Consider the following 12,445-nt stretch of genomic DNA (forward strand, 5'->3'; position numbering starts at 1 on the left):
AAGACGGCGCTACTACTAGTAGTGAAAGTAACAGAGTAATAGTGTTGTTCCGTGAAAGACGAAAGACGCAAAGAACTCGGGCTGTACCTGAGGGCCCGCCGAAGCCAGGCACTCCGTTCCGATTACGGCCTGCCGCCAGTGGGCCGTTCCCGCGAGCGCGGCCTCCGCCGGGAAGAGGTGGCTTTCCTCTCCGGCGTGAGCGTCACTTGGTACACGTGGTTGGAGCAAGGCCGGGACATCAGCCCTTCGCGTCAAGTCCTCGAGTCCATAGCGCGTGCCCTGCACCTCTCGGAGACGGGGCTGAGCTACGTACTCTCCCTGGGCGGCTATTCGTCAGCGCGTCCCCAAGGTCCGGTTGCGGCCAACGTTCCGGCTCACGTCCAACGGTTGCTGGACGCCTTGGACCCCAATCCCTCCTATGCCCTTTCGCCGGACTGGGGTGTCGCTGGCTGGAACCGCGCCTATGAGGCGCTCTATCCGAATATAGGAACGTTCGACGCCGGTGACAGGAACCTTCTGTGGTTGGTCTTCACCGATCCCTATGTCCGTGATCTGCTGCCTGACTGGGATGTCACCAGCAAACGCTTCTTGGCGGAGTTTCGCGCCGAAACCGGCCAACGGCTGGGCGATCCGGATGTGGCGTACCAAGTGGAGCGGCTCAAGGAGGCAAGCCCTGAGTTCCAAGAAAGTTGGGATCGATACGACATCCTGGGCTTCGAGTCCCGCGAGCGACTTTTCCACCACCCGGCCGTTGGCGTATTGCAGCTCGAGCATCACCAGGTTTCGCCGTCGGACCGGCCGGATTTGCACATCGTTGTCTACACGCCTGCGCCGGGCAGCGACGCGGGCGAGCAGATGCAGCGGCTACTAAGCGGCAATCAGGGGCTAAAAATAGGGCAGGCTGATAGGCTGAAACGAGTTTAACCACTTTCACCAGTTTCACCTACTTTTACAAGTGAGGCGTCGTGCAGAATCCCTTCAAGCCCACCGCAGGTGCAACTCCGCCGGATCTGGTGGGGAGGGCAGGGCTCCTTGATGAATTCGAGTACGGCCTCCGGCAGGGATCAGGGGCGCCCGGGCTACTCACGATCATCACGGGTTCCAGGGGCATCGGCAAGACCGTGATGCTCAGCTCCGCGGAATCACTCGCTCGGGAACAGGGCTGGGCGGTGATCTCCCGGACGGCCGTCCCAGGGTTCCTGGCCAAGGTGGGCGAGGACATGCTGCAGATACTCCACGAACTCGGCGACGGCGGCCCGACGCGAAAAATCACGGCATTCTCTGCCGCCGGATTCGGCCTAACAACCCAGCTCCCACCGGAGCAGATTCCAGATTGGCGGCGCACCGGCGAGGAGTTGCTGCGCGTATTGGCAAGCAAAGGTACCGGCCTGGTCATCACCATTGATGAAATCCATGCAGTGGACCGAACCGAAATCTCGCAGCTCGCGGCAGATGTGCAGCACTTCATTCGCGATGGGTTGCCGATCGGCCTGGTGTTCGCAGGCCTACCATCAGCTGTTTCAGACCTACTCAACGAAGGTGTGGCAACGTTTCTTCGTCGTGCTGACAGGATCAACCTCCATGAGGCAGCGATCGGCGAGGTGACCACGTCATACCAAGAGCTCTTTCGGGAAGGCGGCGTTGACATCCCGGACGAGTTGACGGCTGAGGCAGCGGAAGCCACAGAGGGTTACCCGTTCCTCATCCAGCTGGTCGGATATTACCTCTGGATGGCGGCTGAGCGTGCCGGTTCCAAACTTGACCAAGCCGCCGTCGCCGAGGCCATTGCAGCCGCCCGCCGTCGTAACGCCTTGGTTGTCGTTGGATCCGCCCTCTCAGATCTCTCGGATAAAGACCGCGCTTTCCTCCGCGCCATGGCCGAACAAGAAGGCCCATCAACAGCCGCGCAGATCGGCAGCATTATCCATTCCAAACCCAGCCTTGTGTCAAAGTACCGCAACCGGCTGATAGCGGCCGGGCTGATCGAACCGGCCGGCTACGGCAAAGTCGATTTCGCCGTACCCGGGCTACGGGACCACTTACGGCAGTAGGGGCGGGCGCTTCAAGTCTGGCTCCGCCGTGTGCCGCGGCCTCCCCCGTTGCACCATGACGTTCCGTAAACTGGACTAGCGATCTTGGTTCAGTTCCCGGTAGCCAACCACCATTTTGCTGCCGGTGCTGCTCCCGGCCTGATCGGCGCTAAAATTTCACATGCCCAAAGCATATTTGTTTCGGCATCAGCTGCGTTCCGTTTTCCGGAGTGCCCAACCACGAGTGGGGGACCTAACTGGTCATGACGACAGGTAGCACCCCGAGCAAAGGCACAGGATCTTCGACGACGACGCCGGAGGCACTCCGCGACGCAGAACCGGGTTCCAGCGCGACAACAACCCGCTCCGAGGGTAAACCCGTGGTCTACCCCGCCATCCTGCAGGGCTTCCTCGGCTCGCTCATGATGTTCGCGGGTTCCATCGGGATCGGTTGGATTGCCAACGGTTCCCCGATGATCCGCCACCCAATCGTCATCGCCTTGCGTACCGAGGACTGGGGGGTGACGGTATCTGCGATCAGCTTGGCCGTCGGCGCCATGCTGCTGGTGCGCTCGTGGCTGAGACTGGGCCAGAGAATGGACACGTGGCAGGGCAATGCCCTGGGCCCCATCGTGACGGCAATCGGCGCGTGGTCCTTTCCGTTGCTCTTTGCCGTGCCCGTCTACTCGCGTGACGTCTACGCCTACATTGGCCAGGGCCGGCTGATGATGGAGGGCCAAAATCCTTACGAGGTAGGCATCTCCACACTGAGCAACTGGTTTTCCCTGGGCGCGGACCCGGCATGGGCCGAGGCCCGAACACCCTATGGCCCGTTTTTCCTTTGGATGGCCAACGGCGTAGTGGCCATAACGGGGGCTCAACCGGACGTCTCGGTGCTGCTGTTCCGGTTACTGGCCGCAGCCGGGGTCCTCCTGTGTGTCCTCTACGTTCCCAAGCTCGCCGAATTGCACGGCGTCAACGGAGCACGGGCCCTCTGGGTCACGGTAGCCAATCCGCTTTTCCTCATCAGCTTCATCGCCAGCGCTCACAACGATGCCCTGATGGTGGGCCTGGCCGTCGCCGGTACGTACTTCGCAGCCACTCGCCGCCCGATCATTGGAGTGCTGCTCGTTACGGCATCCATTGGCATCAAGCCAGCAACCGTGCTGTTGCTCCCCTTCATCGGGCTGATGTGGGCCGGGGCGGGCGCCTCGTGGCCGCGGAAGTTCGGCATGTGGGCTGCCACGGCCGCGCTGAGTTTCGGGGTGTTGGCCATCAGCGGGATCCCACACGGACTGGGCTTGGGCTGGGTATGGGCCATCATCGACCCAACTCCCGGTTTCACGGGTTACTCCCCCTCCGGGTTCCTCGGCCAGCAACTCGAGTTTTTTGCCAACGCGCTTGGACTTCCCGGGGGCACCATGGCGAGCTTCCTGAGGACCGCCATGAAGTGGGGGGCCATGGTGCTGGTGGTGGTACTGATGTTCCGCGGAGACCATTCCAGGGTGGTACGGCGCATGGCGCTTGCCTTTGCTGCCTTGGTGCTGCTCTCCCCCATCATTCAGCCGTGGTACATCCTCTGGTTTGTTCCGTTCCTGGCCGTCACGGGCATCAGGGACGACTGGCAGATCCGTTGCCTCTACGTTGGAGTGACGTTCTTCATCGTCTTCGGAGCGCAGGATCAATTGTCCGTTTGGTCGTTCGTGCCGGTCTCGGTGGACCTGCAGTCGTTGGCTTTCGCCGTCACTCTGCTGTTCTCTTTTTACTTGGTGTTCTTGGACATCCATACGCGACGGTTACTGGTCCAAGGAAAGTTGTCGGGCTGGGTCCGGCGCGGTGACCGCCGCCTTTTCCGACGGCCACCGGCCATCCGCTAGGAAACCAGGACCTTGCTGGGCTTGCGCCCCAGCTCCGCCGTCCGCTGCACGGACCACCACAGCAACACCACCAGCAACACGTTGCGGGCCGTGAGTACCGCAGCCATCACGGGGTGCGCGTGGATGAGGGGAGTGTAGAACAGCGGGTAGATCACAAACGTGGTGACGGCGATCGCCATCAGAAGCGTTGCGGGGACTTTCCACCGGTCGAAATTGTGCGTCAGTCCTGCAACGATCACCGGCGCGAGCCAAATGATGAACTGCGGCGACCCTACTTTGTTGAACACGATGAACGCCGTGACCATCAGCAATGCTCCCTCAAGGAACAGTTCTTCCCGCTCGGCCCCACGTTTAAGGGCACGCAGCAACAACACCGCCCCGGCCAAGGCAGCCACTATGAGCAAGGGCTGCATCAGGAACGCGGCGGCATCGGCGCCCGGGCCGTGGACCTCCGTGGAATTGATGGCGACGTTGTCGGCAATGGTAGAACCGCCGATGTGGAAGACGCTCAGCCACACCCATGGGGTGGAGAACGTTGCCTCGAGCTGCATGCCACGCTCACCCTGATTGATCAGGAAGTCCATGATGTGGCTAAAGCCGCCGCTGAGATAGGTTCCGACGGCGACGACGGCGGTGACCCCGGCTCCCGCTGCGATCATCGGGAGCCGACGGCGGCTGGCGATCACAACGGGCACGAGCACGGCCGCCGGCCACACCTTGATCCACGTTGCGACGCTCAGCAGGACTGACGCCACCACCGGCCGCTGCGCGGCACACAGGAGGGCAATCATCACAATCGGCGCGGTGATTCCCTCAACCCTCGCAAAGCTGAGGTATCCCATGAACACTGTGAAGAAGAGCCACCACCACGCCGGCGCGAGTCCGCTCCGGCGTCGAGGCCCGCGGGTGAGATACCAGAGGCCCACCGCATTGAGCGCGGTGATCAGGAGGGTCCATACCAACAGGTACAGCGCCGGACCTGCCACGCCGGCGAGGAAGATCGGTATCTGGGCCAGCACCGGATAAACCCAAGGGCTGATCTTGCCATCGAGGTTCGCCGGGTTGTACCCGCCGAAGGCCCACTGGCGGTACTGCTCGGTGTCGCTGAACGTGTCCCCGTGAAGGAAGAACGACGCCATCCAAGCGAGGAAATAAAGATGGACTACAGCGAAACCCCACCAGACGCTGCCGGGCCGGGCGAACCAGGCCACGACCCGCGGTGACAGGATACTGCTACGGATACGGACCAGTCGGTCAAAAAACGTGGACGAAATCTTAAAGCTCCTTGGCCGCTGGTTCGTTGGCGACGGATGGCTTCCTGCCCAACGCGTACAGGCGGTGCGCGGACCAGAAGAAAAGAACCACGAGCAGGACGTTGCGGATGCTCAGCACCAAGGCCATCCACGGGTTGTTGTGGCTCAGTGCGTCGTAGAACAACGGATAGATAAAGTACGTAGCGACGGCGATAGCGATGAGCATCGCGGCGGGGAGGCGCCACCGCTTCCAGTCATGGGCAAGCCCAACGGCCACGGCCGGGCCCAACCACACCATGAACTGAGGCGAGCCCACTTTGTTGAACACGATGAAAGCCGTTACCAACGTCAGGGCACCGGAGAGAAGGAGCTCCGTGCGGTCCACGCCGCCAGTGAGCTTTCCTTGGTGCAGCGCCCAGAACGTCAGGCCGGCTACTGCAGCCGCAGCGAGCAGCAGCAGGGGCTGCATCAGGACGGACATGACGGCAGTTCCGGGACCGTCAACCTGCATGGAGTTGATGTCCGTGTTCATGTACATGTGGGAATCGCCAATCCTCAGGACCGACAACCACAGCCAGGGCGTAGTAAACGTAGCTTCCAACTGCATGCCGCGGTCGCCCTGCTGGGTGAGGAAGTTGAGCAGCTTGGGGACGGACCCAATGGAGGCAACAAGCGCCACTACCACCGCCGTCGTCACAATTCCTGCTGCCACGACGCGAAGGCGGTCCTTGACGACGGCGAATAAGGCCAGCAGGACTGCGGCAGGCCAAACTTTAACCCACGTGGCGATGCTCAACACCACAGCGGCAAGAAAGGGCCTGGCAACTCCGAAGACCAGGGCCACAAGGACCACTGGCGCCGTGAGGCCGTCGACGCGCGCGAAACCCAGCCAGCCCATCAGGGTCAGGAACAGCAGCCACCACCATCCGGCGGGAACGGCTTGTTGCCTCCGGCCGCGATCGGTGAGGGCCAGCAGCGCCCAGCCGTTGAGCAGCGTGGTCAGCAGGACCCAAAGAAAGAAAAACGGGCCGGGTCCGGCGACGGCGGCCACTGCCATGGGGATGAGGGCCAGGATCGGGTAGACCCATGGACTTGGGCCGCCCGACAGGTTGGCCTCATTGAAACCGGCCATCGCCCAGTCCCGGTAGATAAACGTGTCACTGAAAGCGTCGCCCCGGAAAGAGAGCAGGGCAGCGAAGACCAAAAAGCCCACGTGGACCAGCACAAACCCCCATAACAGGCCCTTTGGCGTGTTCAGGTGTTCGCGCAGGCTCCTTGGGAACGTTGTGGTGCGAGGTTCCGCGGGAGTATTAGTTAACCGGTCCATCACGTAAGGCTTCCTTGCTAAGCGGGCCACTGCCAGTGCAGATCCCTGATCATGGAGCCGACGTACAGCACCGGTCCCGCCTGACACTCTAACGCGAGGCGCGCCGAATCATGGTGCCCAGGGTGGCTGGTTTCAGTGCCGTTACCTAGCTTGTGGGCAACGTCTCCGTCTGTGCACGGATGCTCCAGGCGGACCAGTCCAGGGGGTGAACCGACGGGCGTCCCAAAAGGTAGCCCTGCGCCGCGGTGACCTTGAGGGCCGTGACTTCCTCCAGTTCCTCCGCTGTTTCGATGCCCTCGGCGATGATGTCCGCGCCAGCCGCGCGGGCCTGCTCAACAATGGCCTTGGCACGGATCCTTTGACCTTCGCTACCTGCGATGCCTTCAATCAGATGACGATCCAGCTTGATGATGTCCGGGTGCAATTGGTCGATCAGGTCCGCGGGGGCGAAACCGGCGCCCGAGGCACTGATCGCGACACGAAGGCCGAGTTTACGCAGCGGCCGCAGGATCTCGTCAGCCGATGGGCTCTCCATGGACGCGAGGCTGCCGGTGAGCTCAATGATGATCCTGTCCGCGGCAAGGGTTGCCGCTGCCAAAAGGTCCCGAACGCGAGGATCCTGGGCGGTTGCCGGGGTGAGGTTCAAGGCAACGGACATATCTTCAGGCACATCGTGCGCGGCAGTCAGTGCGCAGTGCAGGGCTGCTATCTCCAACTCGGTTCCGAGGCCCGCGGCCGCGGCCTCACTGAACCAGACGTCTGCCCCGGCCCCGTCCTCGCCCACGAAGCGCGTCAGTGCCTCGACTCCTACAACTTCCCCACCGGGAAGGGCATGAACAGGCTGGAAGGCCGTCAGCAGCAGCTTGTCCGTGAGGACCGACTGGATGGATTCCCGCATTTCGTGGCTGATGGGTACGCTGACCGACCGCTTGGCATCGTGGGATTCAAGGTGCAGGCTTGCCGGCTCCACCTGGACCGGAACCTTTGCCGACGGCTCTTGGGAGGCCGACGGCGGGTTGCGGGTTGCCAGCAGGTGCTCCAGGAGCGCGCGCTCGGGATTGTCCGGGCGCGCTTCAACCAAGCGGCGCAGCCTGGCCCTGGCTCCTTCAGACTTAGGCTCGGTATCGTCGAGGATGGATTCGATAATGTCCATCACCTGTCCCCGGATTACGATCTCGTCCGACGAAGGTGTTTCCTCCGAAGACGGCGCGTCAGGGACGTGTTTGGGCGGGTGTTCCGGCCCCCCGGTCTGAGAGTGAGAGCCCGCTTCTTGAGCCATCGATAGTTTCCTTCTAAGTATCCCCAACTGGGGGTGCCAAGCAATAAGCGGCCCGCAAGCGTGGGCCCTGTCACAAATCCTACCGAGAAAGAGTCCCTTTGGTGTCCAAGGCGCCCACATACCGGGCGCCGAGGTGCAGCCGTAACCCTAGGCCAGCGCACCGAACGTCAGGGCAATAAGCACGATGTTGAGGCCCACGATCAGAACCGCGCTGGTCCACGCGGCGAATTTGACCGGCATCGAGTCGGCGTGGATTCCCATGACATTGCGGCTGCCCGTGAGCCGGATCAGCGGAATCAGGGCGAAGGGGATGCCGAAACTGAGCAGCACTTGGCTCAGTATCAGGGCCAGGGTCGGTTCTATCCCAGCGCCGAGGATGATCAGGGCTGGAAGCAACGTCACCGTCCGGCGCACCATGAGCGGGACGCGCACCCGCAGCAGTCCACCCATGATGGTTGAGCCCGCGTAGCAACCCACCGACGTCGAAGCCAGGCCTGATGCCAACAGGCCTATGGCAAAGATGACGCCGACGCCGGGTCCCAAGGCCGCGGTTACCGCGGCGTGGGCGCCGGCGATCGTGTCGGTTCCTTCGACGCCACGAAGGCTGGACGCCGCCAGCAGGAGCATCGAAATGTTGACGATCCCTGCCAGGAGCAAAGCGCTGACCACGTCCACCCGAGTGGTCCGAATCAACTGGGTCCTCACCATCGGGTCCTCGGAAAAGCCGTGGCGGTCCCGGACCAATGCCGAATGCAGGTAGATTGCGTGCGGCATGACAGTGGCGCCGAGCATGCTCGCGGCGATCAGGACAGTGTCCGCTCCCTCAAAACGGGGCAGCAGACCGCTGACGGCGCTGCCGGCGTCGGGCGGGTTAACGAACAACCCGGAGATGAATCCGACGGCGATGATGCCCAGGAGAACCAGGATGGCGTACTCAAAGGAACGCTGGCCCTGGCGGGACTGGAGGGCGAGCAACAGCATGGACGCCACACCGATGATCACGCCGCCCCCAAGGAGGGGAAGCCCGAACAGCAGGTTAAGTGCCACTGCGCCACCGATCACTTCCGCGACGTCGGTTGCGCCGGCGACGATCTCAGCCTGCGCCCAGTACAGTCGCCGCATCTTGGTGCCGAGCCGTTGACCGAGAATCTCCGGCAGGCTCATCCCGGTGGCCAGCCCCAGCTTTGCCGATTGGTACTGCACCAGGACGGCCATGGCGTTGGCAACAACCAGAACCCACATCAACAGGTAGCCATACTTGGCCCCTGCCGTCAGGTTCGCCGCCACATTGCCCGGATCCACGTAGGCGATCGCAGCCACGAAGGCCGGGCCAAGCATGAAGAGCTTGGACCAGGCTTTGCCGGGCTTGGTGCCGAGGCGGAGCGTTGGGGCAGCCATTCCTTGTCCTCATCGTCGGGGAATCCTGATTAAAGAGTAACGGGGAGTTAGGCATACCGAAAAGTCCATTGCAGGGATGCCGATACTAAAGCGTATGGAGAAACGCGTCTCCAGTTCCGGCCCGTTTCGTAACCGGACTGTTACGTTAATCACGTTCAACCCCAGAAGGTCAGAGGTGCTGTCCCGTGAGCCAAAATGGCTCCCCTGCACTCACACCCTGCCGGTCTCCACGGAAGCAGGTCAATGTTGTCCTTGTCATCATTAACACGGTCCGTTCCCACCCAGTTACGGCGGCGTCGTACATCATTAGCCGCCGCAGTCTTGGTGGCTGCACTCGGAGTCTTCGCTTCAGCACCTGGTGCTGTTGCCGGGCCGACGCCCCAGCCCCCAGAGCTCGGCCCAAACGTCATTATCTTCACGCCAGACATGCCCCAGGCCAAGATCCAGGCCAAGGTGGACGAGATCGCGAAGCAGCAGGTCGATAGCGAAATGGGCACAGGCCGCTATGCGCTGCTCTTCGCGCCGGGAACCTACGGATCGGTCGCCCACCCGCTCGTGTTCCAGGTGGGTTACTACACCGAGGTCGCGGGCCTCGGCGCATCCCCGGACGACGTCACCATCAATGGTCATGTCGACGTTTACAACAGGTGCACCAACGGTACGAGCAACTGCATCGCCCTGGACAACTTCTGGCGCTCAGTCTCGAACCTGCACATCAACGCCGTCGGAGGCAGCGGTTGCCACAGTTCGGCCGAGTTTTGGGCAGTATCCCAGGCTGCACCGATGCGCCGGGTGCACGTGACAGGCCAGCAGTTGTCCTTCATGGACTATTGCAGCGGCCCGTCGTACGCAAGCGGGGGATTCCTCGCAGATTCCAAGACGGACTCGGCGATTGTGAACGGCAGTCAGCAGCAGTTCTACACTCGCGACAGCAGCATCAAGAGTTGGTCGAACGGCGTGTGGAACCAGGTCTTCTCCGGAGTGCAGGGCGCCCCTGCCCAGTCCTTCCCGAAGCCTCCGTACACAACGCTCGCCGCAACTCCCGCCGCGCGCGAGAAGCCGTACCTGGTGCAGGGAGGCAACGGGCTCTCCGTCGTCGAACCTTCCGTCAAGACCGACTCTTCCGGTGCCGACTGGACGGCGGGCGGCTCCTCCGGCCGCACCATCGCCCTTTCGGACTTCTTCGTCGCCAAGCCCGGTGACTCCATCAGCCGGATCAACGCCGCTCTCGCCGGTGGCAAGAACCTGCTCCTGACGCCGGGCGTCTACTCCATCGACACGTCGATCCGCATCAAGCGGGCAGGCACGGTGGTCCTTGGCCTCGGCCTTGCCACCCTGACGGCGGAGAACGGTTCCACGCCGCTCGTCATCGACGACGTCCCCGGAGTGGATGTGGCCGGTGTCACGGTCGACGCCGGTCCGGTTAACTCGCCGGTACTGGTCCAGGTGGGTACCAAGCACCAGCGCGGTGCGGGCGGTTCGAGCGCCGAGGATCCCATCTCGCTGCAGGACGTGTTCCTCCGCGTCGGCGGTCCGCACGCCGGGAAGGCGACCGTAGGGGTGCAGGTTGACAGCGATCACGTGCTGCTGGATGACCTGTGGCTCTGGCGTGCCGACCACGGCGTCGGCGGTGTTGGTTGGACCGAAAACACCTCCGACACCGGCCTCGTTGTAAACGGTGACGATGTCACTGCCACCGGCCTCTTTGTGGAACACTTCCAAAAGGACAACGTGGTCTGGAACGGAGAGCGGGGCAAGACGGTTTTCTTCCAAAACGAGCTGCCGTATGACGCTCCCAACCAGGCCGCGTGGCAGCACGATGGCACGCTCGGATACGCCGCGTACAAGGTAGCCGACACCGTCACAACCCACGAACTGTGGGGCGGCGGCAGCTACATTTTCACGAACGTCGATCCGAGCCTGCATGCAAGCCACTCGTTCGAAGTGCCGCTGACCGCGGGCGTGAAACTGCACGATCTGAGCACAGTGTCCCTCAACGGCGCCGGCACGATCGATCACGTCGTCAACGACACCGGAGGCGCCGTAACGCCCACGCACCAGGGCCCGGAAACGGTCACGAACTACGGCGGCTGACCACCACCACAGAACGCGGTGCCCTCCTAGCCCTTCGGCAGGAGGGCCCGCGCGCTATCACCCGCGCGACGTCAATTCTGATCCGACATCGCTATCCATTGCTGTTGATGGTCGTCGGCCTTCCTGCGGAAGCCGCAACAGCACCCACCCCTGGGAATGAGCGCCCAGTACGTCTCAAGCGGCTTCGACTATGACTACTCCTGCATCTGAGGCGCTAGTGCCCTAGGCGGTACCTGCGTCCGGCTCCGCAGCCAGTTGGCTCACCAGGCCAACGGTGTTGCCCTCGCTATCCCGGATAAAGGCCATCCATTCATCAGTTCCGGCACGCCCCAGCACCCCGTCCACGTGGCTGAAGATCAAGCGCGGAGGGTCGACTACCTCCACTCCCCTGGACCTGAGCTGCTCCACCAGTTGCCTTACGTCCGGAACTTCGAGGTAGAGGAGTGACCGCGTTGCACCCCTCTCCAAGAGGAGCCGCACGCCCTCCAGGTCAAAAAACAGCAGGCCGGGCGGGTCGAAGACCGCCGCAGGCCGGACTCCCAGCAACTCCGAATAGAACGCTGCAGCTCGCCCGAGGTCCTCGGCGTGCTGGGATACCTGGATCAACCGCATGATGTTTTGCCTTTCCGGTCCCCTCCATCATGTGTACTCCCAAATCGCTCACGTTTCACCCCCACCCGGTTCTGATTCGCTGGCTTCAACCTCGCTCGCCATGTCGTCTAGGAAGCGCATCACCGCCTGCCTCTCGGCAGGAGTGAGCCGGGCTGCCACCCTGCACCGCCTGGCCTGTTGCGAACTGACTGACCGGAGCGCCGCTTGGTGGGTTTCAGGTGTGATGGCGATGGCCAGGGCCCGGCGGTCCGAGGGGTGGGCTTGCCGCGTGATGTGGCCAGCACGCTGGAGCCTGTCCAGCAGCTTGGTAGTTGACGCTGTGGAGATATGCAAGTGCGCTGCGATCGCCCCGGGAGTGGCCACGAGCCCCTGGTTGCCACATTCAATCAAGTAATTCAGGGCCCGCATGTCCGATTGGTTAAGCCTCATGTACCGCAGCAAAGCGGCCGCCAGCCGCTGTTCGGCCGCTTGGAGTCGACCGAGGGCGGAGATGAGGTCACCTGAGGAAACCGGCAGGGCGATCTCCTCAGGTGTAGGCATAAAAAGCATGTTACACCTAGCTGCATACATGGTAG

General features: G+C 62.6%; 10 protein-coding genes. 4 read left to right on the forward strand and 6 right to left on the reverse strand.

The window, feature by feature from the left end:
* The first annotated feature begins 51 nt into the window (after nt 1-51).
* The 3 genes from QRN04_RS10015 (at nt 52) to mptB (ending at nt 3,907) form a co-directional block, all read left to right on the forward strand.
* Entirely contained in the window at nt 52-924 is an 873-nt protein-coding gene (locus QRN04_RS10015; RefSeq protein WP_284975865.1) for a helix-turn-helix transcriptional regulator, read from the forward strand.
* A gap of 41 nt (nt 925-965) precedes the next feature.
* Nucleotides 966-2,051, forward strand: a complete 1,086-nt coding sequence (locus QRN04_RS10020) for a DUF8462 domain-containing protein (protein WP_284975866.1) — start codon at nt 966-968, stop codon at nt 2,049-2,051.
* A gap of 242 nt (nt 2,052-2,293) precedes the next feature.
* Nucleotides 2,294-3,907 carry a polyprenol phosphomannose-dependent alpha 1,6 mannosyltransferase MptB gene (gene mptB, locus QRN04_RS10025; protein WP_284975867.1) on the forward strand — a complete coding sequence of 538 codons (1,614 nt, stop codon included), beginning with the start codon at nt 2,294-2,296 and terminating at the stop codon, nt 3,905-3,907.
* On the opposite strand, the gene QRN04_RS10030 is transcribed toward mptB, so the two are convergent.
* From QRN04_RS10030 to QRN04_RS10045, 4 genes are all read right to left on the reverse strand, one after another.
* Nucleotides 3,904-5,118: a glycosyltransferase 87 family protein gene (locus QRN04_RS10030; RefSeq protein WP_284975868.1), complete on the reverse strand. Its 1,215-nt coding sequence runs from the start codon at nt 5,116-5,118 to the stop codon at nt 3,904-3,906. The two genes, mptB and QRN04_RS10030, sit on opposite strands and share 4 nt — an antisense overlap.
* Nucleotides 5,119-5,182: 64 nt before the next feature.
* Nucleotides 5,183-6,487 carry a glycosyltransferase family 87 protein gene (locus QRN04_RS10035; RefSeq protein WP_284975869.1) on the reverse strand — a complete coding sequence of 435 codons (1,305 nt, stop codon included), beginning with the start codon at nt 6,485-6,487 and terminating at the stop codon, nt 5,183-5,185.
* Between the two features lie 145 nt (nt 6,488-6,632).
* Nucleotides 6,633-7,640 carry an EAL domain-containing protein gene (locus QRN04_RS10040; RefSeq protein WP_284975870.1) on the reverse strand — a complete coding sequence of 336 codons (1,008 nt, stop codon included), beginning with the start codon at nt 7,638-7,640 and terminating at the stop codon, nt 6,633-6,635.
* Nucleotides 7,641-7,913: 273 nt separating this feature from the next.
* On the reverse strand, nt 7,914-9,164 hold the full coding sequence (locus tag QRN04_RS10045) for an Nramp family divalent metal transporter (protein WP_284975871.1): 1,251 nt from the start codon (nt 9,162-9,164) through the stop codon (nt 7,914-7,916).
* Nucleotides 9,165-9,590: 426 nt separating this feature from the next.
* Here QRN04_RS10045 and QRN04_RS10050 point away from each other — a divergent pair, with 426 nt between their 5' ends.
* Nucleotides 9,591-11,258, forward strand: a complete 1,668-nt coding sequence (locus tag QRN04_RS10050) for a pectate lyase-like domain-containing protein (RefSeq protein WP_350224932.1) — start codon at nt 9,591-9,593, stop codon at nt 11,256-11,258.
* A gap of 222 nt (nt 11,259-11,480) precedes the next feature.
* Here QRN04_RS10050 and QRN04_RS10055 read toward each other — a convergent pair whose 3' ends face one another.
* Entirely contained in the window at nt 11,481-11,870 is a 390-nt protein-coding gene (locus QRN04_RS10055; RefSeq protein WP_284975873.1) for a VOC family protein, read from the reverse strand.
* Nucleotides 11,871-11,918: 48 nt separating this feature from the next.
* Entirely contained in the window at nt 11,919-12,410 is a 492-nt protein-coding gene (locus tag QRN04_RS10060; RefSeq protein ID WP_284975874.1) for a MarR family winged helix-turn-helix transcriptional regulator, read from the reverse strand.
* Nucleotides 12,411-12,445 lie beyond the last annotated feature (35 nt).

This window comes from Arthrobacter sp. efr-133-TYG-104, from assembly GCF_030208915.1.
Taxonomy (GTDB): Bacteria; Actinomycetota; Actinomycetes; order Actinomycetales; family Micrococcaceae; genus Arthrobacter.

Excerpts from the sequence above, each read along its gene's own strand:
- QRN04_RS10060 (WP_284975874.1), bottom strand. The coding sequence starts at position 12,410 with ATGCCTACACCTGAGGAGATCGCCCTGCCGGTTTCCTCAGGTGACCTC.
- QRN04_RS10045 (WP_284975871.1), bottom strand. The coding sequence starts at position 9,164 with ATGGCTGCCCCAACGCTCCGCCTCGGCACCAAGCCCGGCAAAGCCTGG.
- QRN04_RS10055 (WP_284975873.1), bottom strand. The coding sequence starts at position 11,870 with ATGCGGTTGATCCAGGTATCCCAGCACGCCGAGGACCTCGGGCGAGCT.
- QRN04_RS10035 (WP_284975869.1), bottom strand. The coding sequence starts at position 6,487 with ATGGACCGGTTAACTAATACTCCCGCGGAACCTCGCACCACAACGTTC.
- QRN04_RS10040 (WP_284975870.1), bottom strand. The coding sequence starts at position 7,640 with ATGGACATTATCGAATCCATCCTCGACGATACCGAGCCTAAGTCTGAA.
- QRN04_RS10050 (WP_350224932.1), top strand. The coding sequence starts at position 9,591 with ATGCCCCAGGCCAAGATCCAGGCCAAGGTGGACGAGATCGCGAAGCAG.
- mptB (WP_284975867.1), top strand. The coding sequence starts at position 2,294 with ATGACGACAGGTAGCACCCCGAGCAAAGGCACAGGATCTTCGACGACG.